This is a genomic window from Streptomyces sp. NPDC002018 (assembly GCF_042890865.1).
Taxonomy (GTDB): domain Bacteria; phylum Actinomycetota; class Actinomycetes; order Streptomycetales; family Streptomycetaceae; genus Streptomyces.
The window spans coordinates 90,064-113,284 of sequence record NZ_JBIASO010000025.1 but is presented as its reverse complement, the minus strand read 5'-3'; the positions used below and the strand labels follow the sequence as shown (position 1 = coordinate 113,284).

The 23,221-nt window shown below is 74.4% G+C and carries 14 protein-coding genes; 5 read left to right on the top strand and 9 right to left on the bottom strand.

Annotated elements, in window-relative coordinates:
- Window positions 1–359 precede the first annotated feature (359 nt).
- The 5 genes from ACFYYH_RS30675 to ACFYYH_RS30655 all read right to left on the bottom strand — a co-directional run bounded on the left by ACFYYH_RS30675 (window position 360) and on the right by ACFYYH_RS30655 (window position 7,720).
- Window positions 360–1,301 carry an ornithine carbamoyltransferase gene (locus ACFYYH_RS30675; RefSeq protein ID WP_388557868.1) on the bottom strand — a complete coding sequence of 314 codons (942 nt, stop codon included), beginning with the start codon at window positions 1,299–1,301 and terminating at the stop codon, window positions 360–362.
- A gap of 90 nt (window positions 1,302–1,391) precedes the next feature.
- The gene (gene ectB / locus ACFYYH_RS30670; protein ID WP_388557865.1) at window positions 1,392–2,699 is read right to left on the bottom strand and encodes a diaminobutyrate--2-oxoglutarate transaminase; all 1,308 of its coding nucleotides are present in this window, start codon (window positions 2,697–2,699) and stop codon (window positions 1,392–1,394) included.
- A gap of 70 nt (window positions 2,700–2,769) precedes the next feature.
- Window positions 2,770–6,009, bottom strand: coding sequence for an amino acid adenylation domain-containing protein (locus ACFYYH_RS30665; RefSeq protein WP_388557863.1), 3,240 nt, complete (start codon window positions 6,007–6,009; stop codon window positions 2,770–2,772).
- Between the two features lie 380 nt (window positions 6,010–6,389).
- The gene (locus ACFYYH_RS30660) at window positions 6,390–7,100 is read right to left on the bottom strand and encodes a response regulator transcription factor (protein ID WP_388557860.1); all 711 of its coding nucleotides are present in this window, start codon (window positions 7,098–7,100) and stop codon (window positions 6,390–6,392) included.
- A complete protein-coding gene (locus tag ACFYYH_RS30655) occupies window positions 7,097–7,720 on the bottom strand; it encodes a DNA-binding response regulator (protein WP_388557857.1) in 624 nt (207 codons plus the stop codon). The genes ACFYYH_RS30660 and ACFYYH_RS30655 overlap by 4 nt, the downstream gene beginning before the upstream one ends.
- A gap of 346 nt (window positions 7,721–8,066) precedes the next feature.
- Between ACFYYH_RS30655 and ACFYYH_RS30650 the strand changes: the two genes are divergently transcribed.
- The 3 genes from ACFYYH_RS30650 (at window position 8,067) to ACFYYH_RS30640 (ending at window position 14,783) form a co-directional block, all read left to right on the top strand.
- Entirely contained in the window at window positions 8,067–11,555 is a 3,489-nt protein-coding gene (locus ACFYYH_RS30650) for a type 2 lanthipeptide synthetase LanM family protein (RefSeq protein WP_388557854.1), read from the top strand.
- Between the two features lie 41 nt (window positions 11,556–11,596).
- Window positions 11,597–11,803, top strand: coding sequence for a hypothetical protein (locus tag ACFYYH_RS30645; protein WP_388557852.1), 207 nt, complete (start codon window positions 11,597–11,599; stop codon window positions 11,801–11,803).
- A 73-nt stretch (window positions 11,804–11,876) separates the two neighbouring features.
- Window positions 11,877–14,783: an AAA family ATPase gene (locus tag ACFYYH_RS30640; RefSeq protein ID WP_388557849.1), complete on the top strand. Its 2,907-nt coding sequence runs from the start codon at window positions 11,877–11,879 to the stop codon at window positions 14,781–14,783.
- 100 nt (window positions 14,784–14,883) lie between these two features.
- Here ACFYYH_RS30640 and ACFYYH_RS30635 read toward each other — a convergent pair whose 3' ends face one another.
- The gene (locus ACFYYH_RS30635; protein WP_388557846.1) at window positions 14,884–15,855 is read right to left on the bottom strand and encodes a helix-turn-helix transcriptional regulator; all 972 of its coding nucleotides are present in this window, start codon (window positions 15,853–15,855) and stop codon (window positions 14,884–14,886) included.
- 340 nt (window positions 15,856–16,195) lie between these two features.
- On the opposite strand from ACFYYH_RS30635, the gene ACFYYH_RS30630 reads away from it, so the two are divergent.
- Window positions 16,196–17,080 (top strand): helix-turn-helix domain-containing protein, encoded by an 885-nt coding sequence (locus ACFYYH_RS30630; protein ID WP_388557844.1) that lies wholly within the window; start codon window positions 16,196–16,198, stop codon window positions 17,078–17,080.
- On the opposite strand, the gene ACFYYH_RS30625 is transcribed toward ACFYYH_RS30630, so the two are convergent.
- Both ACFYYH_RS30625 and ACFYYH_RS30620 read right to left on the bottom strand, forming a co-directional pair.
- Window positions 17,068–18,390 (bottom strand): MFS transporter, encoded by a 1,323-nt coding sequence (locus ACFYYH_RS30625; protein WP_388557841.1) that lies wholly within the window; start codon window positions 18,388–18,390, stop codon window positions 17,068–17,070. The genes ACFYYH_RS30630 and ACFYYH_RS30625 overlap by 13 nt on opposite strands.
- A gap of 353 nt (window positions 18,391–18,743) precedes the next feature.
- Window positions 18,744–19,868 (bottom strand): ATP-grasp domain-containing protein, encoded by a 1,125-nt coding sequence (locus ACFYYH_RS30620; RefSeq protein WP_388557878.1) that lies wholly within the window; start codon window positions 19,866–19,868, stop codon window positions 18,744–18,746.
- A 397-nt stretch (window positions 19,869–20,265) separates the two neighbouring features.
- Here ACFYYH_RS30620 and ACFYYH_RS30615 point away from each other — a divergent pair, with 397 nt between their 5' ends.
- Complete coding sequence (locus tag ACFYYH_RS30615; protein WP_388557839.1) at window positions 20,266–21,198, top strand: LysR family transcriptional regulator; 933 nt, start codon at window positions 20,266–20,268, stop codon at window positions 21,196–21,198.
- A gap of 114 nt (window positions 21,199–21,312) precedes the next feature.
- Here ACFYYH_RS30615 and ACFYYH_RS30610 read toward each other — a convergent pair whose 3' ends face one another.
- Window positions 21,313–22,986, bottom strand: coding sequence for an AMP-binding protein (locus tag ACFYYH_RS30610; protein WP_388557837.1), 1,674 nt, complete (start codon window positions 22,984–22,986; stop codon window positions 21,313–21,315).
- Between the last annotated feature and the right edge of the window lie 235 nt (window positions 22,987–23,221).

Below are 23,221 nucleotides of genomic sequence, written 5' to 3'. Positions count from 1 at the left end.
GACAACACCTCCCCCACACCAAACTTGTCCGCCGCCACACCCAAACCCTCCGGCGCCAAACGCAACACCCCCGACACCGGAAAACCCGGACCACGGAGCGAGAAATGCGTCCACAGCCGCCACCCGCCCGCGGGCAGAAGTACGGTTTCAGACATGGCTGGACCTCCCAGGGAAGAACGTCGGTGAGCACGCCGGTGACCGGTGGACCGGCGGTGTGGCGGATCGCGCCGAGCGGAACGGGACGGAGACGGGGACGGGACGGGGACGGACGCGGGACAGGGGCGAGGGACGAGTGACGAGTGACGGGCGGGACGCGGGGACGGGGGAGACGCGAGGACCGGGGCCAGGAGCGGGCCCGATCAGCCGGCCGGAGTGCCGGCCGTGCACCACTCCAGGACCGCGCGGGCGCTGTGGTACTTGTTCTCGGCCTGTTGGAAGGCGATGCTCGCCGGCCCGTCGAGAACGTCCGCGGTGACCTCCTCGCCCCGGTGGGCGGGCAGGTCGTGCATGAACAGCGCCCCGGGGCTGGTGGCCATCACGGCCGGGCCGACCTGGAAGGGAGCGAACACACGCCGCCAGTCGGGGTCCGGCTTGGCGGTGCCGGTGGTCTGCCAGCGGGTGGTGTAGACGACGTCCGCCGTCGGCAGGTCGTCCATGTCGTGCCGCTGCTCGACGCGGGCGCCCGTGGTCTTGGCGTGGACGGCGGCGCGGTCGAGATAGCGCTGGGCCACCCCGTATCCGGGCGGTGTCCGCAGATAGAGCGTGGTGTCCCGGTAGCGGGAGAGGGCCAGGGTGAGCGCCGACGCCGTGTTGTTGCCCTCCCCCGCGTAGAGCACGCGCAGGCCCTCGATCCGCCCGAACGTGCCCAGGAGCGTGGTGAGATCGGCCAGTGCCTGGGTGGGATGCTCGTCGGCGCTCATCGCGTTCACGACGGCCATGCGCCGCTGGTCCGCGTAGGCGCGCAGCTCGGCCTCGCTGCCCGCGGTGCGTGCCACCAGGACGTCGATCATCCGGGACAGCACGGCGGCGGTGTCCTCGACGCTCTCGCCGGTGTTCTCCTGGAGGTCGCCGGGACCGTAGGTGATCAGCCGGCCGCCGAGCCGCAGCGCGCCCGCGGAGAAGGCGGTACGGGTACGGGTGGAGGTCTTGCGGAACAGGACGCCGACGACGGCGTCGTGCAGCGGGCGGGCGTCCTCCAGTTCGCCGGCCGCGTAGCGCGCACCGCGCCGGACGATACGGTCCAGCTCCTCGGTGGCGAGGTCGTCGATGGAGATGAGGTGACGGCGGGTCGGATGGCTCATCGGGTCCTCCCTGGTCTGCGGTGGGTGGCGGGCGCGTGGCGGGTGTCGCGGCGGCGGTCGCGTGGCGGGTGTCGCGGCGGCGGTCGCGCGTCAGCGCACCCGCAGCCCTTCGTGGAGGACCGCGAGGCCGCGGTCGAGCCGGTCGGCGTCGATGGTCAGCGGCGGCATGACCTTGATGACCTCGTCGTGGCGCCCGCACAGCTCGACGATGAGCCCGTGCTCGAAGGCGTACCGCTGGGCGGCGCGGGCCCGTTCGGGGCCCCCGGCGCCCGCCGTGTCGATGCCGAGGACCATGCCCCGGCCGCGCACCGCCAGGGCCGGGTCGAGCGCGGTGAGTTCGGCGCGGAACGCGGCGAGACGCCGTGTCGCGCGGGTCACCCCGGTCCTGAAGGGGCCGTGCTGCCACAGCTCGCACGCGGCGGTCGCGGCCACGAACGCGAGCTGGTTGCCGCGGAACGTGCCGGTGTGCTCGCCGGGCTCCCACACATCGAGTTCGCGCCGGAACAGGGTCAGCGAGAGGGGCAGACCGTAGCCGCCGATGGACTTGGAGACGGTCACGATGTCGGGGACGATCCCGGCGTCCTCGAAGCCGAAGAAGGTGCCGGTCCGGCCGCAGCCGGCCTGGATCTCGTCCAGGATCAGCAGAATGCCGTGGCGCTGGGTGAGCGCGCGCAGCCGGCGCAGCCACTCCCGGCTCGCCGGGTAGACACCGCCCTCCATCTGCGTCGGCTCGACGATCACCGCGGCGGGCAGATCGGTGCCGGACGAGGGGTCCGTGAGCAGGCGCTCGATGAAGCCGATGGAGTCGAACGGGCCGAGGGGCCCGTCCTCGTACGGTACGAACGTCACGTCCTGGCCGCTGACCCCGCCGGCCCGGCGGGCGCGGCGGCTGCCGGTGACCGCGAGGGAGCCGCGGGACATGCCGTGGTAGGCGCCGGAGAAGGCGATGAGCCCGGTGCGGCCGGTCGCCTTGCGGGCCAGTTTGAGCGCGGCCTCCACGGCGTCGGTGCCGGTGGGGCCCGCGAACTGCGTCTTGTAGTCCAGGCCGCGCGGGCGCAGGACCAGCTCGGAGAAGCGCGCCAGGAAGTCGCGCTTGGCGACGGTGTGCATGTCCAGTCCGTGCATGATGCCGTCGGAGGCGAGGTAGTCGGTCAGCCGCTGCTTGATGAAGTCGTTGTTGTGCCCGTAGTTGAGGCTGCCCGCACCGCAGAAGAAGTCGAGGAAGGTACGCCCGTCCTCGGTGTGCAGTTCGGCGCCCTTGGCGCGCTGGAAGACCACGGGGAAGGTGCGGCAGTACAACCGGACCTCCGACTCCAGGTCCTCGAAGACGGAGACGTCGGGGGGCACGGGACGGTCGGTGTGGTCGAGGGGCTGGTGGAGGGGGACGGTGGTGGTCATGAGGGTCCTCTCGGCTCGGGATGGTGCGGCCGGCCCGTGGGCACTGCCCGGCGGCGGGTCGTGGGAGCGCTCAGCGTCCCCTGCGCCGGGCGGTGAGCACCGGCGCGGGACGGTCGGCGGACACCCGGGGGTAGCCGTCGAGGGCCGCGGCGAGCGCGGCGACGGTCGTGTGGTCGAACAGGGCACGCACCGGGACGTCGATCCCGAGCACACCCCGCAGCCGTACGGAGACACGGGTGGCGAGCAGGGAGTGCCCGCCGAGGCGGAAGAAGTCGTCGTGGGCGCCGACCCGCGGTGCCCCGAGGACCGTCTGCCAGACGTCGGCGATGGTCCTCTCCTCGGGGGTGCGCGGCGGCAGATGCCCGGGGTCCGCGGCCGGCACGGCGGCCGACGGGGTGCCGGGCAGCGGCAGCGCCTTGCGGTCGACCTTCCCGGTGACGGTGGTGGGCAGTTCGTCGAGCACCAGGAACGACGCCGGGACCATGTAGTCGGGAAGGGTCCTCAGCAGCCGCTCGCGCAGCTCGTCGGGGGCGGGGGTCCGGTGTCCCTCGCGGACCACCAGATAGGCGGTGAGCCGGGGTTCGCCCGAGGCGCCGGGGGTCGGATGCACGACGGCCGCGCGGATCGCGTCGGCGGACAGCAGGGCGGCCTCGATCTCGCCGGGCTCCATCCGGTGGCCGTGGATCTTCACCTGGTGGTCGGCGCGGCCGAGGATCTCCAGTGATCCGTCGGGCCGCAGCCGCCCCAGGTCGCCGGTGGCGTAGAGCCGTCCGCCGGGCCGGGTGGCGTACGGGTCGGGCAGGAACACGTCCGCCGTCTGCCCCGGCCGGCCGTGGTAGCCCCAGCCGACGGACGTGCCGCCGATGTGGATCTGCCCGGTCCCGCCCACGGCCACCGGCTCCAGGCGCTCGTCGAGCAGCCGGACGGCGCAGTTGTCCAGGGCGGACCAGTCCCGTGGCCGCCCGTCGGGGCCGAGCCGCGCCATGGTCGCCCATACGGTCGTCTCGGTCGGCCCGTACAGATCCCATACGCGGGCGCCGCGGGCGGTGAGCGCGCGGACGAGGCCGGGGAGGATCTTCTCCCCGCCGGAGAGGACGGTCAGGGCGGGCGGCGGGGTCCAGCCGGTGTCGGTCAGCATCCGCAGGACGACGGGGGTGGCCTGGAGCACGGCGGGGCGTACGTCCTCCATCAGCCGGATCATCCGCTGGGGGTCCCTGGCCTGCTCCGCGTCCGCCATCACGATGTGCGCGCCGGTGATCAGGGGAAGGCACAGCTCCAGCAGGGACGGGTCGAAGGAGAGGGTGGTCAGGGCCATCACCGGGGTGCCCGGTCCGATGCCGAGCCGGTGCGGCAGGGACAGCAGGAAGTTGGTCAGCGCGCGGTGCGGGATCATGACGCCCTTGGGCGTACCGGTGGAGCCCGAGGTGTGGAAGATGTACGCCTGCTCGTGCGGGCGGGCCGGCCGGTCCGGACGCTCGGCCGGCTGGGCGTCGGTCTCCGCCCGGTCCCGGTCGAGCAGCAGGGTCCGTACGCCCGTGCCCGCGAGACGCCCGGCGAGCGCCTGCTCCGTGATCACCAGCGGGGCGCCGGTGTCGGCGACGAGACGGACCAGACGCGCGTCCGGGTGCAGGGGATCGAGCGGCTGGTAGACCGCGCCCGCCTTGAACACGGCGAGCAGCGCCTCGGGCAGTCCCGCGCCCCGCGCGAGATGGACCCCGACGGGGACACCCGGGCCGGCGCCGAGCGCCCTCAGCCGGTGGGCGAGCCGGTTGGCCCGCGCGTCGAGCGCGGCGTAGGTCAGCGTGGTGTCCGCGGCCCGGACGGCGAGCGCGTCGGGTGTGGCCGCGGCCTGGCGCTCGAACAGTCCCGCCATGGTCAGTTCGGGTACGGGTCGTATGTCCCCGGCGCCCTGGGCGAGGAGCCGGCGGCGCTCCTTGGCGGGCAGCGGGGCGATGTTCCCGGTGGTCTCGGCCAGGGGCGCGTCGGGGGCGGCGAGGACCGCGCCCAGCAGCTCCGCGTAGCCGTCGGCGAGATGCCGCATCGTCCCGGGGTCGAAGAGCGCGGTGGCGTACTGCATCCGGCCGGAGAGATGCCCTTCGGGGCTGCCGATGAGATCCAGCACCAGGTCGAACGGGGTGCCGGTGGCGGGGGTGGGGACCAGCTCCACCTCCAGTCCCGGCAGTTCGGGCCGTTCCGCCTCGCCGCCCAGCAGCAGGAAGGAGACCTGGAAGAGGGGGTTGCGGGACAGATCGCGTTCGGGGGTGAGCTCGGCGACGATGTGCTCGAAGGGGGCGTCGGCGCGGGAGAAGTCGGCGAGGGTGGTGTCCCGCACCCGGCGCACCAGCTCACCGAACGTGGGACGTCCCGACAGATCGGTGCGCAGCACCACGGTGTTGACGAAGAGGCCGATCAGCCGCTGGAGTTCGGGCCCGCTCCGTCCGGCGACCGGGGTGCCGACGGCGAGATCTGTCTGCCCCGTGTACCGGCCGAGCAGCGCCTGGAAGGCCGCGAGCAGCACCATGAAGCGGGTGGCGCGCCGGGAGCGGGCGAACGCGTCGACCTGGCTCACCAGGGCGGCGGGGAGCCGGAACCGGGTCATCGCGGCATCGCCCCGCCACACCTCGGGGCGGGGGCGGTCGGTGGGCAGTTCCAGCGGCGCGAGGCCGTCGAGCCGGGTGCGCCAGTAGTCGGTCCGGCCGGACAGGCCCTCCCCGGAGAGCTGTTCGCGCTGGCGGGCCGCGAAGTCGCCGTACTGGAGGGCCGGTCGCGGCAGTTCCGCGGGCTCGCCCGCGGTGCGTTCCCGGTAGTAAGCGGCGAGTTCACGGGTGAGGACGCCCCAGGACATGAAGTCGAACGCGATGTGGTGCACCACCACCAGCAGGAGATGGTCGGCGGGCCCGAGCCGGACGAGCGTCAGCCGCAGCGCGGGCGCGGCCGACAGGTCCAGCGGGCGGCGCAGTTCGCTCTCGACGACCGAGCGGAGCCGCTCCTCCTGTCCGTCGGCGGGCACATCGGTGAGATCGACGCGGTCGACCGGGATCCTCACCTCGGCGACGACCTCGGGCACGGGCTCGCCGTCGGCGGGCAGATAGCGGGTGCGCAGGATCTCGTGGCGGGCGACGACATCGGCGAAGGCACCGGTGAGGGCGGGGCCGTCCAGTTCCCCGCGCAGCCGCAGGGCCAGCGGGAGGAGATAGTCCGCGGAGCCGGGCCGGAGCTGGTCGAGGAACCACAGCCGCTGCTGCGAGAACGATGTGGTCCGGGATGTCGTCCGGATGCCGTCGGCTGAGCGGCTGTCAGCGTGGTCCACCGGCTGCCTCCATGGGTCGGGGTGTCTGCCACGTCCGTGGTGGCCGTGGTGGCACAGCGAGAGCTTGCTGGCCGCGCCGGGCGCGGCAACAGGGAAGGAGCGGCAGCGGTCCGCCGCCGGGCTTGCTGCGCTTATGTCTCTGTCCGCCGGGGGCGCCGAGCGGGCACGCTCGGCTCCGCGACACCCCCGCCGCCCGGCCGCCGCCGCCGCGCGCACCCGCACCCGACCGCAGGGCCGCGCGGGGGCGCGGGGACGCAGGCGGGCAGGCGGCGCGAGCACGCTGCCCCGTGGAGGCGCGGGCACCCGTACGGGAGCCGTGCGGCCGCGGCCGCGCACCGCGCCGTACGGCGGCGCAGGGCACAGCGGCATGGGCCGGGGGCTCAGATCAGACCGGTGCGGACCCCGTACGCCACCGCGTGGGCGCGGTTGCGTACCTGGAGACGGGCCATCAGGTCGTAGATGACGTTCTTCACCGTGTGCTGCGAGCACGCGAGGCTGCGGGCGATGGCCGCGTTGCCATGGCCCTCCGCGACCAGTGCGAGCACCTTGGCCTGACGTGCCGTCAGGGGCGGTACGGCGACGGGGTTCCCGGGTTCCGGGACGTACTGCTCGGCGGCCCCGCTCAGCAGCCGCACCAGGACACCGGACGGCAGCCGGCCGTCGCCGTGGTACGCGGAGCGCACCCCGGCCGCCAGCCGGGCCGGGGTCGCCTCCGACGACTGGAGCATGGCCGGGGCCCCGGCCCGTACGGCACGCAGCACACCGGCGGCGGTGAAGGTGTCGGCGACCACCAGAAGGCGGTGGGTGCCGGGGCGGTCCAGTGCCGAGCCCGCGTCGAGCGCCTCGTCGACCGTGCGCGCGGCGGCCACCAGGACCGTGTCCGGCGAGAGCGCCGGGGCGCGCTCGATCCCGGCGCGGCGCAGTGCCGCCGCGACCGGATCGCCCTGGGCGGGGCCCGGCGCGCAGAGATACACACGCGGGCAGTCCCGTCGGGACGGGCCCGGCGCGGGAGGGGCGGCGGGCGCCATGTCCCGGAAGAGATGGCGCAGTTCGGAGGCGAGCGGTGCGGCCGCGACCGTGGGGGCGCTCACAGCAGACCCGCCCGGAGCGCGTAGGCGACGGCGTGGGCGCGGTTGCGGAGCCGGAAGCGCTGGGTGATGTCACGCATCACCGTCGTCACGGTCCGCGTCGAGTAGCTCAGCTCCTTGGCGATCTCCTCCGTCTCACGGCCGTCGGCGACCAGCCGCAGCACCGCTCTCTCCCGGTCGTCGAGCCCCCAGCCGGCGATGTGCGGGCGCGCGGAGGTCCCGCCCCCCGCGTCGGCCCCCTGTTCCAGCAGCCGGTCGAGGAGATCGGGCGGCACCGTGCTGTCCCCGCCGGCGGCGGTGAGGACGGTGCGTACCAGACGGTCGGCGCTCGCCTCCCGGCGGCGCAGCAGACCGCGGGCGCCCGCGGCGATGGCGTGCAGTGCCTCGGCCGGTGTCAGATCGGTGGCCACCAGCACCACTTCGGGCCGGTGCGGCTCGCTGCGTATGGCCCGGACCAGGTCCATCGTCTGGTGGGCCACCTGGTCCACCATCAGTACGGTCACCTGGGCCGTTTCGCGTGACAGCACCAGGGCGACGTCCGGGCTGCTGTGCAGGGCGCTCCTGGCGCCCGCCTCCAGCACCGGGTCCAGTGCGACCACACTGACAGGCGTCGGTTCACCCATGGGGTACTCCTCTTCTCCGTACGGCGGGCGGCTCCGTAGGAAGCTTCGGCGCGGGTGGGGGGCCGTCACATCGGGGGCGGTCCCCCGCATTCGCGGGAATGCCGGGACACGCCCCGGGGAAGGCGCGGCGGGAGCCCGTCGCCCGCCGTGGCCACCGAACGGTCCGTACGGGCCGCGCTCCGGGCGCGGGACGCGGTCGCCCCCCTCGGCGGACCGGTGACCACGTGCTTCCCCCCGCCGGTCGCGGTGGGTGGGGGGAGCGGGGCGGAAGTGGGTAGCGGACGCGCGGAATATAGGGGATCCGCCCCCATGCCGCCCCCAGGGGGGTTCTGCCAGGGTTACGGATGTGACCTCCTCCGCCCCCGCATCCGCCGCCGCCCCGGGACTTCCCCGCCGCTGGTGGGCGTACGGCCTGACGCTCCGCGAGCGGCTGGCCCTGCCGCACGCTCCCGTCTCCGCCGGTCCCGGCGGGGCGGACGGGGCGGACGTAGCAGACGTGGCGGACGGCGCGGACGGCGCGAACAGGGCGGACGGGGCGGACGGGAAGCGTGCGCTGTCGGATCTGGAGCAGGCCTGCTGGAGCACACGGCTGGCTGTGCTGGGCATCGGCCCCGGCCAGGCCGCCGCGCTCGCCGGGGAGACGGCGGAGCGGCTGGGCGGGCGGGCGGCCGAGCCGGACTGGGCGCTGTTCGTCGAGGAGGCCCTCGCCGCGGCCCCGGACCTCCCCCGTGACCTGGCCGCGGAATTGGCGGGGAAGGCCAATGAGACCCCCGACGCACTGGACTCGCTGCCCCCGGTGATCCCGGCGGTCCCGGTGGTCCCGGCGGTTACGTCCCGTGCGGAGGGCTCGTCCCCCGCGCCGGACCCGCACCCGGACCCGCACCCGGACCCGCACCCGGACCCGTACGGTGCCGACGGCTCCGAGGTGTTCGTCCCGCTCTTCCGTCCGCTCGTCGACGCCGCGGTCCGGGCGATGACCGGGGCGTACGGACATCTGGACCCGGCGGTGGCCGACACGGCCGCGCTGACGGAGCGGTTCGCCGCCCGGCTGGGAGAGCGGCTCGCCCGCCGGGCCGCCCGCACCCTCGCCGGGGAACTCGCCGCCGCCCGCTCGGCGGGACGGCTGACCGGCGCCCGGCCCGAAGACCGGTTCGCGGACTTCCTGCGGCGGACGGGCGGCGCCGGCGGACTGGCCCGGCTCTTCGCCGGCTATCCGGTGCTGGCCCGGATCCTCGCCCAGACCTGCGCGTTCGCCGCCGACGCCCTCGCGGAGCTGCTGACCCGGTTCGCCGCCGACCGTTCGGCGGTCGTCGCGGAGCTGCTGGGCGGGACCGACCCGGGACCGCTGGTGGCCGTGGACCTGGGGCTCGGAGACACCCATGAGCGCGGCCGTTCGGTGGCCCTGCTGCGATTCGCGGACGGGTCCACCGTGGTCTACAAGCCGCGCCCGCTCAGCCAGTACGACGTCCTCGACCGGCTGGTGGAGTGGCTCAACGACAGGGTTCCGGGGCTCGGTCTGCGGACGGTGCGCACGGTCGCCCGGGACGGCTACGGCTGGCTCCAGTACATCGGCCGTCTCTCCTGCGCGTCCGTCGCGGACATCGACCGGTTCTACCGGCGGCAGGGCGCGCTCCTGGCCCTGGCGTACGCGGTGGAGGGCTCCGATCTGCACTACGAGAACCTCGTCGCGCACGGCGACCAGCCGGTCCTGGTGGATGTCGAGACGCTGCTGCACCCCACCCTCGCCGAGCCGACGACGGCCGGACCCGACCCCGCGTCGGCCGCGCTGTCCGCCTCCGTGCACCGGACCTGTCTGCTGCCCCAGCTCATGGTCGGTGAGCTGGGCGCCGTCGACATCTCGGCCGTGGGCGGGGCACCGGACGACCGCGGCCCGCACGCGCGGATCGTCTGGGACGGCGCGGGAACGGACACGATGCGCCTGACGCGCCGTCCCGCCCCGTTCACCGGCGGCCACAACCGGCCGCTGCTGGGGGGCGAGGACATCGCGGCGGCGGAGTACGGAGCCGCCCTGCTCAGCGGCTTCCGCGCGGCCTACGACGCGATCGTCGCCCACCGCGACGAACTGCGCGGCACGGACGGACCGCTGGCGCGCGAGAGCGTGGCCGGGCCCGGCCGGCTGGTCGTACGGCCGACCCAGCTCTACGCGACGCTGCTGACGGAATCGTTCCATCCGGACGTACTGCGCGACGCGCTGGACAGGGACGCGCTGCTCTCCCTGCTGTGGGCGGAGTCGTCCGGCGACCCGGCCCGGCAGCGGGTGATCGAGGACGAGATCGCCGATCTGTGGTGCGGGGACGTTCCGGTCTTCTACCACCGGCCGACGGATCCCGAGGTGTGGACGTCCCGGGGCACCCGGGTGTCCGGTGTGCTCGACACCTCCGGCATCGCCGCCGCCACGGACAAGATCGGGGCGATGGGCGAGGTCGACCGGCACGACCAGGAGTGGATCATCTCCGCCGCGCTGGCCACCGCCCGGCCCCCGGCGGGAAGCCGGCACCGGCCGGCCGGGGCCCCGGCGAGGACCACACCCGCCGCCGTACCCGATCCGTCGGTGCTGCTGGCCGCCGCGTCCGGGATCGCCGACGAGATCGTGGCACGGGCCGTCCACGGGCCGGGCCCCGGCGGCCCCGGGTCCAGGTCCGGGCAGGGCGGGAAGGAGCGGGGCCGGGCCAACTGGATCGGTCTGGAACTGGTCGACGACACGCACTGGGCGGTGCTGCCGATGGGGGCGAGCCTCGCGCAGGGGTACTGCGGGGTGTCGCTGTTCCTCGCCCAGCTCGGCTGTCTGACCGGCTCCTCGCGCTATACGGACCTGGCGCGGAAGGCGCTCGCCCCGGTGTCGGCGCTGGTGGGCGCGCTCGCCGAGGACCCGGGGCTCGGCCGGACGGTGGGACCGGGCGCGCTCCACGGACTGGGCGGCGTCTGCTACGCCGTCGCCCGGCTGGCCACCCTGCTCGGTGAGGAGGCGGGCGACTCCCTGGACACCGCCGTGGCCGCGCTCGCCCTGTCGGTCGACGACGCGCCCGGCGCCGAGCTGTCCCTGGACGTGTCGTCGGGGCTCGCCGGCGCGCTGGCGGCGCTCCTCTCCGTCCACGCCGAGCGCGGAACGCCAGGGGCCGTCGGCCACGCCGACCGGATCGCGGAGCTGCTGCTCGCGCGGACGGAGAACGGCCGCCGTGGCGTGGGCAGCCCCGGATTCGCCTTCGGTGACGCGGGAATCGGCTGGGCCCTGCTGCGCTACGCCGCCGGCGGTGACCGGCGTCCCTACGCAGAGGCGGGACAGCGGCTGCTGGACTCCGCGTCCGCCACCGCCGAGCGGACCGCCCCGGAGGATCTGAGCTGGTGCTCGGGGCTCTCGGGTACGGTCCTGGCGGCGGCCGGCGGGCTCGGCCCGCGGGGTGCGGGAGCGGCCGCCGGGAAGAGCCTTTCCGCCCGTCTGGACACGGCGGTGCGCGTCCTCGGCGCGCAGGTGCCGCTGACCGACCACAGCCTCTGCCACGGGGACCTGGGCACGGTCGAGCCGCTGGCCGTGCTCGCGGCCCAGGGACACGAAGGCGCCAGGACCGGCCTGGCACGCCGCGCGGGACTGACCGTCGGCGCCTTCCAGTACGGGGGCCATCTGTGCGGCACCCCCGGCCGGGTCCACTCCCCCGGTCTGCTCACCGGGCTGTCCGGCATCGGATACGCCCTGCTCCGCCTGGGGTTCGCCGACCGCGTGCCCTCGGTGCTGCTCCTCGACCCCACACCCTCCCGCCTCACGGCCCCGACGAGGGGAGACGTCCCGGCCCCGTGCCCCACCACATCGGCTCACTGACCCCGCACACCGTCTTCACGCCACAGAAGGGAACCACCGCCATGACCACGTCGCCGCAGAGCGCCCAGCACCCCGCCGAGGACACCGAGGCCGACGCGTCGCCGCAGCCCCCGGTACCGGCCGACACCATCAGCCTGGCGCGCCGGAATCTGGCCTGCGCCCGGACCCGGGTGCTGGCCGGGCTCACCCTCGGCAGCGGCATCGTGATCACCCTGAGCGGCATTCACACCAGCGTCTCCAGCCCCTGACGGCCGCCGTACCGGAATTCCGTCCTCACGACAGCCTCTGGCGGACCCGCACCGACCGCTACGATCCATACCCATGCATGCGCGCGCAGCCGAAGTTGTGGGTCGTGACAGTGAACTCGCCCTCATCGAGGAGTCGTTGCTCGGCAGCCGGCAGGGACGCGGCCGCGCCTTGTTCCTGGTCGGCGAGGGAGGGATCGGGAAGTCGCGGCTGGTCGCGGAGGCGACGGGCGCGGCTCTCGGCGCCACCATGCGGGTTCTGCGCGGCCGGAGCGGCACCATCGGGCCGATGGTGCCGCTCCGGCCGCTCACCGAGGCGCTGATGCCGCTGTCCCGGGGCGGTGACCCGCTGGACGAGACGGTGCTCGGGCCGTACCGTGCGGTGCTCGGCCGGCTGATCCCGGACTGGCGCGGCGACACGCAGCCGGACCAGAGTTCGCTGGTCGTGCTCGGCGAGGCGGTGCTGCGGCTGCTCGTCGCCGTCGGCGGGAAGAGCGGCAGCGTGCTGATCCTGGAGGATCTGCACGACGCCGACACCGAGACCCTCGCCGTCGTCGAGTACCTGATCGACAATCTGGAGCAGTTGCCGGTCATGCTGCTGGCCACCGTCCGGGCCGAGCCCGGCGACGCGCTGGGCCTGGCGAACGCGGCGGCGCGGCGCGGGGCCGGGACGCTGCTGCGGCTGCCGCCCCTGTCCAGACCCGATGTCACCCGGCTGATCGCGTCCTGTCTGGACGCCGGTCCCGAGCGGATCCCGGCCGATGTGCTGGAGCTGGTCTGGCGGGACAGCGCGGGCAATCCCTTCCTCGCCGAGGAGCTGCTCCAGGGGATCATCGGCGACGGCTCGCTGGTACGGGACGGCGGGGACTGGCGGCTGACCGGCGATCTGCGCCGTACCGTACCGAGCGCCCTGGTCCAGGGCGTCATCCACCGCACGGACCGGCTGGGCACCGAGGGCCGGATGCTGATGTCCGCGGCGGCCGTGCTGGGCCGGCGGTTCCCGCTGTCGGTGCTCCAGCAGATGACCGGCACCGACGACCGGAGCCTGCTCAGCCATCTGCACGCGGGGGTGGCCGCCCAACTGGTCGTACCGGACGAGCCCGCGCCCGACTGGTACGCGTTCCGCCATCCGCTGACCGCGGAGGCCCTGCTGACCCAGCTCACCCCCACCGGCCGGGCCGGTCTCTGCGAGCGGGCGGCGGACGCGGTGGAGGCGCTCCATCCCGGGCTGGAGGGCGACTGGTGCCCGCTGGTCGCCTCGCTCCGCTCGGACGCCGGGGACGCGCTCCGCGCCGGGCGGCTCTTCGCCGAGGCGGGGCGCCGCGCGCTCGCCGACGGCGCGGTCGGCTCCGCGGTGGCGCTGCTCGACCGGGCCGAACGGCTGCTGGCCACGGGCCCCGACACCCTGGCCCGCGCGGAGGCGCTGGAGGCGCTGCTGCCCGCCCTGGCCGAGACCGGTGACGTGGAGAGGGCGCTGAGCCTCGCGGACAGTCTGCGGGAGCTGGTCGGCGGCGGGCTCGGCGCGTCCAGGCTCGCGGCGCTGCACACCCGGCTGGCGCAGGTCGCGCATGTGGCGGGCCGGTGGGCCGACGGCAACGACCAGATCGCCAGGGCCCGCGCACTCCTCGGCCCCGAGCCCGACGAGGTGTACGCCGCGCAGATCGATGTGGTGGCGGCGCATCTCACCCTCGACACGCCGGGCCCGAACCGTACCCAGCGCGCGGGAAGGCTGGTCAGCAGGGCGATAGACGCGGCGGAGCGGCACGATCTGCCGCTGGTGGCCTGCCAGGCCTGGGAACTGCTGGGGGTGCTGGCCAGGGAGCGTGATCTGAGCGAGGCCTCGGCCTGTCTGCAACAGGTCCTGGAGACCGCCGACCGGCACGGACTGCCGCTCCAGCGGATGTACGCGCTCACCCGGCTCGGCGGTATCCACTGGCTGGCCGCCGGCGACACCGGAACGCTCGCCGAGGCCCGGGAGGAGGCCCAGCGGCTCGGCGCCGTCCCCGTCGTCTACGCGATCGACGGCATCCGTGTCCTCAACAGCGTGCTGCTCGGCGGATTCGCCGAGGCCCGGGAGCTGAGCGAGGAGTGCCTGACCATGGCGACCCGGCTCCGGCTGACGCCGGTGGCCCGCTATGTGCTGATGGCCAGGGCGACGCTCGCCGCGCACCAGGGCGACCGCGAGGCGATGGACGGGACCGTGGCCGAGTTCCGGCGCATGGGCGGCACCGGCTCCCAGGAGGAACCGCTGCTCCTCGGACTCGCCGGGGTGTTCTGCGCGCTCCTGGAGGAGGACCGGCCCCGGGCCGTCCGGGAGCTGGCCGCGGTACGCACCCTGACGGCCGAGAACCCGACGACCTTCCATCTCGACGGCCGCCACGGTGTCGGGCTGCTGCTGGACGTGCTGGGCGGGACGGCCGACCGTGAGCGCTTCCGCGAGGTCGCGGGCGCGTCGGCCGCGCAGATGCGCTGGAACCGCCACTTCGTCCTGCTCGCCGACGCGGTGCTGCTGGGCCGGGAGGGAAAGCCGGAGGCGGCGACGGAGGCCGCCCGCGTCGCGGAGGAGACCGCCGCCCCCCACCCCACCGCGCTCCATCTCGGGCACCGGCTGGTCGCGGAGACGGCCCATGCCGCGAAGTGGGGCGAGCCGGAGGCCTGGCTGCGGCGGGCGGAGCACCACTTCCAGCAGGCCTCGGTCCCCACGGTCGCGGGCGCGTGCCGCGCGCTGCTGCGGCAGATCGGCGCCCCGGTACGCCAGCACCGGGCCGGCAGCAACAGGATCCCCACCGCCCTGCGCACCCAGGGGGTCACGGTCAGGGAGTACGAGGTCTTCCAGCTCCTGGCCGAGCGGCTGAGCAACAAGGCCATCGCCACCCGCCTCTACATCTCGCCGCGCACCGTCGAGAAGCACATCGCCAGCCTGATCACCAAGACCGACCAGCCCAACCGCTCGGCGCTCTGCGAGCTGTCGGCCTCCCAGTAGCTCTCCGCGTAGCTCTCCGGCCGACTCCGCACGGCGGGCTCTGCCCCGGCCGGGCGGGCGGCCCCGGCCGGCGGGCGACGGGGCGGCCCCGGGCGCACGCTCAGGGGGCGGACGACCGGCCCGCGTCGGCCGCCGGACCCGGGCCGCTCGGCCGCGCGCGCTCGTCCCCCTCGGGCACGGTCCAGCTCGCGAGCAGACGGAGGGCCTGCGCGGAGGGTGAGCCGGGTTCCGCGGTGTGGACCCCGAGGGTCTGCTCGGAGTCCCCGGCCGGGGTGAGTGCCTCGTACTCCAGGTCGAGGTCGCCGACCACGGGATGGTGGTAGCGCTTGGTGCCGTGCGTGCGGCGGGCGACGTCGTGATCGGCCCACCAGCGGCGGAAGTCCCGGTCACGCAGGGAGAGTTCACCGATCAGCTCGGCGAGCAGGGGGTCATCGGGATGGCGTCCCGCATACAGGTGCAGGGCGGCGACCGTGCCCCGGGCGGAGGACTCCCAGTCGGTGTACAGCTCGCGGGCGGCCTCGTCGAGGAAGAGATAGCGGACCATGTTCCGCTCCCGGTGCGGCAGCGCGTCGAAGTCGGTGAACAGGGCCCGCGCGAGACGGTTGCTGGCCAGGACGTCCATACGGCGGCCGATGACCAGGGCCGGGGCGTCGTCGAGGGTCTCCAGCACCCGGTAGAGGCCCGGCCGTACCCGCTGCGGGGCCGTCGGGCGCCGGCGCGGGCGGGTGCGCCTGGCCACGGCGAAGAGATGGCCGCGCTCCGTGTCGTCCAGCCGCAGCGCGCGGGCGACGGCGTCGAGCACGCTCTCGGAGACGCTCGTCGTACGCCCGCGCTCCAGGCGTACGTAGTAGTCGACGCTCACCCCGGCGAGCCGGGCCACCTCCTCACGGCGCAGTCCCGGCACCCGGCGGACACCGGGCTGCGGGGGGAGACCGGCCTCCTCGGGGGTGATCCTGGCCCGGCGGGAACGCAGGAACTCCCGGAGTTCCGCATTGCCCCCGGCTCCGCTCCCGGTCCCGCCGGCCCCGCTGGTCCCGGCCCCGGCCCCGGCCTCGGAGGAGAAATCGCTCATGGTCCCAGGCTAGGTCCGTGCCGAGGGGCGGGCACGGGTGGAGAGGGGTACTGCTGGGCCCCCGGTCGGCCGGCCCCCGGGTGGAGAGTGCCCGGTGGACGCACGAGGTCCTCCCTCCCGCGCCTCCCCCACCTCCCCCACCTCCCCCACCTCCCCCACCTCCCGCACCTCCCCCACCTCCCGCGCCTCCCCCACCTCGCGCGCTCACCCGCGAACGGGAGCGCGGCGGCGAGGTGCCCGTACGGCTCCGGCGGCTCACTCCGCCGCGGTGAGCGTCCGACTACGCTGAGCGGACCCCGCAGAGCCGTCGGTACGCCGTCCCGTCCGTTCGAGGAGCACCATGTCAACTCCCCTCCCCAGCGCGAAACTCGGCGCGTTCCTCCGAGCCCACCGCGAACTGCTCAAGCCCGCCGATGTGGGCCTGGTGGCAACCGCCCGCCGGCGCACGCCGGGGCTGCGCAGGGAGGAGGTGGCCTCGCTCTCGGGGGTCGGACTGGCCTGGTACACCTGGCTGGAGCAGGGCCGGGTGACCGCCTCCCGGCAGGTGCTGGGGGCGGTCACCCGGGCGCTGCGGCTCGACGCGGCCGGGCAGCGGCACGCCATGCGGCTGGCGGGCCATCACGATCCCGTGCTCCCCGCCGGGGAGGACGGCGGCGGTGAACTCGCCGCGGCCGTACAGCCGGTACTGGACTCCTGGCCGGCCAGTCCGGCCGTTCTGCTGGACCGGTACTTCGATCTGCTGGGCTGGAACACCGCCTGGGGAGCGCTGTGGGGCAGCCCGGAGACCGTCCCCGCCGACCGCCGCAATCTGATGTGGCTGATGGTGGCGGACCGGCGGCCGCGGGCGGTGCTGCGCGACTGGGAGCCGCTGGCCATGAATGTCTTCCAGCACTTCCGCGCCCAGGCGGGGCCCGCGCTGGAGGACCCCCGTACCGAGGAGGTCTACCGGCGTCTCGACCAGGACGCGCCGGAGCTCCGCCACTGGTGGGGGTGCCACTCGGTGGCGGAGCTGACCACCCGCCGGGTCGTCGTGGAGCCGGCCGGGACCGGCTGGATCGAGCTGTCGCTCTCCTCCTTCCACCCGGTGGACGACCCCAGTGCGCTGGTGCTGCTCCTCACACCGGTGTCCGCCACGGACCGGGTCCGGATGGAGTCCCTCGCCGAGCGGCCCCTCAGGGCCGTCGGCCCGGGTACGGGGGCGGGGGCGGGGCGTCAGGCCGGCTGATCCTGCCGTACGGCCTTCCGCCGGCCCGTGCCGACCGTGAGCGCGCCCAGGGCCGCGACCAGCGCCAGACCGGTGCCGATGACCAGTGTGCCCGTGATGACACCGGCGAACGATCCCAGCGCCCAGGCGCCGATACCGGTCCCCGCGTACATCGTGGAGGTCAGCCAGGCGCTGGAGGTCGCGCGCAGCTCCGGCCTGACGGTGCCCGCCAGCGTCTGCTGGTCGATGACGAAGCCGCCGCCGGCCAGGAACCAGACCGCCACCCCGGCGAGCGCGAGCACCGGTCCTGGGCCCCAGGCCGCCAGGGTGATGCCCGCCGCCAACAGCACTCCCCAGAGCGGTAGCAGCGGCACCTGGTCGCCCCCGGCGGCACGGGCCCGGTCGCCCAGCCGGCCGCCGAGCAGGGACCCGGCCACACTGCCCGCCCCGACCAGGATGCCGATGAGGCCGAGTTCCGGGACGGACAGGTCGAAGCGCTCGACGAGCAGGGCGCCCAGGAAGGTGTAGGCACCGAGATTGGCCGCGTGGAACACCGTGTTGACGGTGAGCGCCTTGCGGAGCGTGGGATCGCTCCACCCGGCGAGCACCGCCCTGACCGCGCCCGTCTCCGTCGGCCGGCCGGCCGAGGGCGGGACCGAGGGCGGGAGCCGGCGCAGCAGCGGCGGCAGCGCGAGTGCGGTGCCCACGGCCATGGCGAGGAACGCCGAGCGCCAGCCCGCCCAGCCGGCGAGCACCGCGCCGAGCGGTACGCCGATCACCTGACCGCAGGAGAAGAGCGCCATGCCGAGACCGAGGGCCCGGCCGCGTACCCGCTCGGGTGCCGTCTCGGCGATATGGGCCCAGATCGCGGGTCCCGCCGCGGCGGCGGCCAGACCGGCGACGGCGCGGGAGACAACCAGCGGGGCCAGTCCGGTGGAGAGCGCGGCGAGGGCGTTGGACACGAGGAAGAGCGCGGCACCGGCCACCAGGGTCCGCCGTCCGAAGCGGTCGCTCAGCAGACCGAGGAACGGCGCGCAGATCGCGTAGACGAGGACGTACGCCGTCACGCTGGAGGCCGCGGCGGCCTCGCTGACGTCGATGTCGTCCGCGATGGTCGGCAGGAGGGGCGAGACCAGGAAGGTCTCCGTGCCGAAGAGGAAGAGCAGGGCGAAGACCCCGGCGTACCGCCGTCGGTGGAATGTCCCGGACGCGGTATCGATGTCGGGGGCGGGGTCCGGGTCCGGGTCGGGGGCGGGGTCCGGGTCCGGGTCGGGGGCGGGGTCCGGGTCATGCGCGGGATCCGGGTCGTGCGCGTCCGGGGGACCGCTCAAGGGGATCACTGCCTTTCGGGCGTCTGTGGGGAGCCCTCGCGGCGGCCGGGGCCGGACGGGAAGGCCACCGTGCGGCTCCGGCGGCGGGGGCCGTCCGGCCCCCGCCATGCTGCTCGGGACGCACGGCCACAACCAGGCAGGCATTCATCCTGTGACCCCAGGTCACAGCCACCGACGCGGTCACCGTCACCGCCACATGCGAGGTCACCCACGGAACGCCGTGCGGCGACGGGCCACGGCGAGGACGGCGTACGTCCGGCGGTACGGTCCGCGCGCGGCCGGCCGGCCGGAACGGTGGGGCGGTGGAGGGCGACCGCCGCCCTCCACCGCCGTCCTCGTCTCCGGCCGGGCACTCAGCCCAGTGGCGCCGGGCAGGCGGCGACCGCCCCGGCGGACACGGGCGGGGCGAAGGGCTGGGGCGGCGGGGTGATGGCCATGACCGTCTCGGTGACGGCGATCCGGCCGCCCAGCCGCGGGGGTTCCAGCCGGCCGGGATCGCCGGTCAGAAGCAGACGGACCGCCGCCCACGGGAGGTTCACCCCGGCGTAGGCGGTCTGGAAGAGCCCGGCGGAGGCCCGGGGGTTGGCTTCCAGCAGGACCGGCCGGCCATGCCAGTGGCGCAGTTGGACGTTGGAGAGATAGGCGAGCTGGAAGTGGCTCACCAGACGCTGGGCGATGGCGGTCAGCGCCGGGGCGTCGAGCAGATGACGGTAGCGGCCGTCCTTGGACCGTGCGACGCAGGTGACCATGGCGCCGCCCGGGGCCGAGAGACAGTCGATGCTCACCTCCGGGTCGTCCAGATAGGGCATCACGATGAACTCGGGGACGCTCTCCCCCTGGTCGGCGGCCCGGTCCAGCGCGTCCGCCACCGCGCCGACGGAGGCGAGGGGCCGCGCCGGTGCCAGCAGATCCTGCATACGCAGGGGTTCGTCGTCGAGGATGCGGAAGCCGAACGCGGAGAACTCCCCGGCCGGTTTGATACAGGCGGTGCTGCCCGCCCCGGTTATCTCCCGGGCCGCGGCACGGAGTTGGGCTCCGTCGGAGACGATCCACCAGGGCGGTACGGGAACACCGATCGCCTGGGCCGCCTCATAGGTCAGGGTCTTGCTGGTCAGGGTGTCGACGGCGGCGGCCGGTGAGCACATGAGCTTCGTGCCGACCGCGGCGAAGGCGTCGGCGTACGGGGCGAGCGCGCCGAGGCGCCTGGGCGGTATCAGGACGTCGATGGCGTGCCGGCGGCAGAAGTCCAGGGCGAACTCGGCGTAGGCCGCGTTGCTCACCCGGTGCGGTTCGACTTCCGCCACATCGCAGGCCGCGAGCGCGGGAGCGTGCCGGCTGATGTTGGTGCCGTAGATGCGGACATCGGTGGCGTCGGGGTTCTCACGCAACATCCGGGCCACCTCGGTGGCGGCCACCCCCGCGCTGCTGAGCCAAATGCGAAGTGTTATCGGGGACGCTCCCGTCGGACAGGGCGGCATGGCCACGCGGCACGGGAATCCGGGCCGGGGGAAGCCCTCCGGTGCCAGGAAGATCCACGGCCTGCGCGGCGGTGCGCAATCGGGTGTGTAGAGCGGATGATAGCCCGGATGGACTGCGGTTTTCTCACGGTCGCCGGGCGCGGAGCCACGGCGCCCGCGGCGCGGGCCGGCACCCGGTCCGCGGCCCTTGTCCATGGGCTCCGGTCCGTGGGCCGGAGCCCATGGACGCTGGTCAGCGGGCCGGTGGCGGCGTCGGCCGGGTTCCGTGCCGCGCGGGGCGGTCGCGCCCGGGGCGGTCGTCGGAGCGTTGATCAATGGGATGATTCGCGGTGTCACCGGTGCGGCGGAAGTCCGTGGTCCGGTTTCGGCGCGGTGCCGAGGCAGGGAGGGTTCGCTGATGCTGTTCCGTCAGTTGGAGTATTTCGTGGCGGTGGCCAGGGAGAAGCACTTCGCGCGGGCGGCGGAATCCTGCTACGTGTCGCAGCCCGCGCTCTCGGCGGCCATCGCCAAGCTCGAACGTGAACTGAACGTCACGCTGATCAACCGGGGACACAACTACGAGGGCCTCACCCCGGAGGGCGAGCGGCTCGTCGTGTGGGCCAAGCGGATCCTCGCCGAACAGGACGCGTTCAAGGCGGAGGTGGCCGCCGTGCAGTCGGGCATCACCGGCACGCTGCGGCTGGGCACCGAGCCCACGGCCTCGACCACCCTGGCGCTTCCCGTGGCCGCGTTCTGCGGGGCGCATCCGCTGGCGAAGGTACAGGTCCGTTCCCGGCTGTCGGCGAGGGAACTGCACCGCCAGCTACGGGAGTTCGAGCTGGACGCGGCGATCGCGCACTTCGCCCCCGAGGACCGGGAGAGCCTCCAGGTGGTGCCGCTGTACCAGGAGCGGTACGTACTGCTGGCGTCGGGCGACCAGCTGATGCCCCAGACCAACACCATGACCTGGGCGGACGCGGCGCAGTTGCCGCTCGCCCTGCTGACGCCCGACATGCGTATCCGACAGCTCATCGACAACGTGTTCGCGGACAGCGGGGTCGTGGTGACCCCGCAGGTGGAGACGGACTCGGTCGCGTCCCTCTACGCGCATGTGGGCGTCGGGGACTGGGCGAGCATCGTGCCGCACACCTGGCTGCGCGCGATGCCGGTGATCGGCCGGCCGAGGGCCGTCCGTCTGGTCGCCCCGGACGCCAGGGCGCAGGTCTCGGTGGCGATCCACGCGGCGACCCCGGGATCGATCGCCGCCCGGGCGTTCGTGAACGCGGCGACGGGCCTGTCACTGGACGAGTTCTTCGACCAGCCGCTGCCCGCGGAGCACCGCGTCAGATAGACCCGGCCCCGCCCCACGCGGGCGGCCCGGGTCCTGCCGCGCAGGCAGACCGGTCCGGCCACGCGGGCAGCCTCCCGCCGCGCGGACACGCGGCGGCCGGGCCCCCTCCGCGTCCTACGCGTAGCTCTTCTCCACCGCCCGCCGGTCCAGGCCGCCCTTCGCCGTGTGCGGCAGCGCGGCGACGATCTCCAGCCGGTCGGGCACCTCGACGGCGGACAGCCGGTCGCGGCAGTACCGCAGGATCTGCCCGGGGTACATGATCTCGCCCTCGCGTATGACGACGACCGCGCCGACCCGCTGCCCGTAGTGCGCGTCCGGGACGGGGAAGACGGCCGCCTCGGCCACACCGGGGCATCCGGCGAGTACATCCTCGACATGCTCGGGCGAGATCTTCTCACCACCTCGGTTGATGAGGTTCTTGATGTGCCCCGTGAGATACAGATATCCGTCCTCGTCCAGCGAGCCCAGGTCGCCGGTGCGGAACCAGCCGTCGGCGAAGCCCTCCGCCGTCCCGGCCGGGTCGGCGAGATAGCCGCGGGCGACGGTGGGACCCTGCACCCACACCTCGCCCCGGGTGCCGATCGGGCAGGTGTGTCCGTTCCGGTCGACGACCCGCAGGGCCACGCCGGTGGTCCGGCCGACGGATCCCTGTTTCAGCGGCCCCCGGTCCGGCAGCGGCTCGCTGGTCGTCTGGTGCGTGGTCTCGGTCATCCCGTACGCGGACAGCAGCGGCGCCCCGAAGGTGCGCTCCAGCGCCCGCTGTGTGGCCGTGTTGAGGGGCGCGCTGCAACTGCGGACGAACCGCAGGGGCGCCAGTTCCGGCCCCGGGTACTCGGTCGCCGACCGGTCCAGCAGGATCTCGTGGATGGTCGGGACCGCGGTGAACCATGACGCGCCCACGGCCTGGACGTCGTCCCAGAACGTATGGGCCGCGAAGCGTCCGCGCTCGGGCAGCAGGACGCATCCCCCGCTGGCCAGGGTGGCCAGGAGCGCCGCGAACAGGCCGTGGCCGTGGAAGAACGGCATCACCGCGACCGTCGCGTCGCCGGGTCCCAGCTCGTAGGTGGCGCAGATGCCCCGTACGGAGGCGGCCACATTGGCGTGGGTCAGCGGGACCATCTTGGCCCGGTCGGTGGTTCCCGAGGTGAACAGCACCAGGGCGTCGTCACCGGACAGCTCAGGACCGGACGCGGACGTCCCGGTTCTGGGTGTGCCGCTTCCGGACGTCCCGGGACCGGACGTACCGGTTCTGGACGTCCCGGAACCGGACGTCTCCCGGGCCGACGGGGCGCGCCCGCCGGTGTCGAGCGTCGTCGTCGCCGTCCCGGCGCGGGAGATGTCCACCCGCAGGGTCCATGAGGGCACGACGACGCCCTGTGCGGCCGGTGTGACGTCCGCCGCCGGCGGACCCACGAGGACCGCCCGCGCCCCCAGTTCGCCGAGCCGGTCCGCGATCTGCGCCCCGGGCACGGCGGGATCGACCGGGGCGACCACCAGCCCGGCCCGCGCCGCGCCCAGCAGCGCCACGACGAACTCGGCGGTGTTGGCGCAGACCAGGCCCACCGCGTCCCCGCGCCGCAGCCCCGCGGCGCCGAGCCGCGCGGCCATGTCGTCGGCCAGGGCGGCGAGGGTCCCGTACGTCAGACCCACCCGGTCCCCCGTCACGACGAGCGCTCGGGCGCGGGGACAGTCGCGCGCCTGCCGGTCGAGGAGATCGACGAGCCCCGTGACCGCCGGGGCCCGGTACCGGTTCGTGTCGCACACGGATGCCGTAGTGGGAACGGCCATGACCACCACTTCCTCGCACTCGAACGCGTACCGGATCTGATGCAACCGTCTTCTGCGAGCCTGCGCTGGCGTGAAGTGTGCGTCCAATACGCGCTGGTGAACAGTCGATAGCAAATGTCTATCAAGGGAGCTGCGGGGCGTACCGGGCTGCCTCGACCAGCATCAATAAATGCTGTTTATCGGCTAGTCGCAGATAGGTCTTGGACGCGCGGACGCACGCCGAACAAGGTGGGAC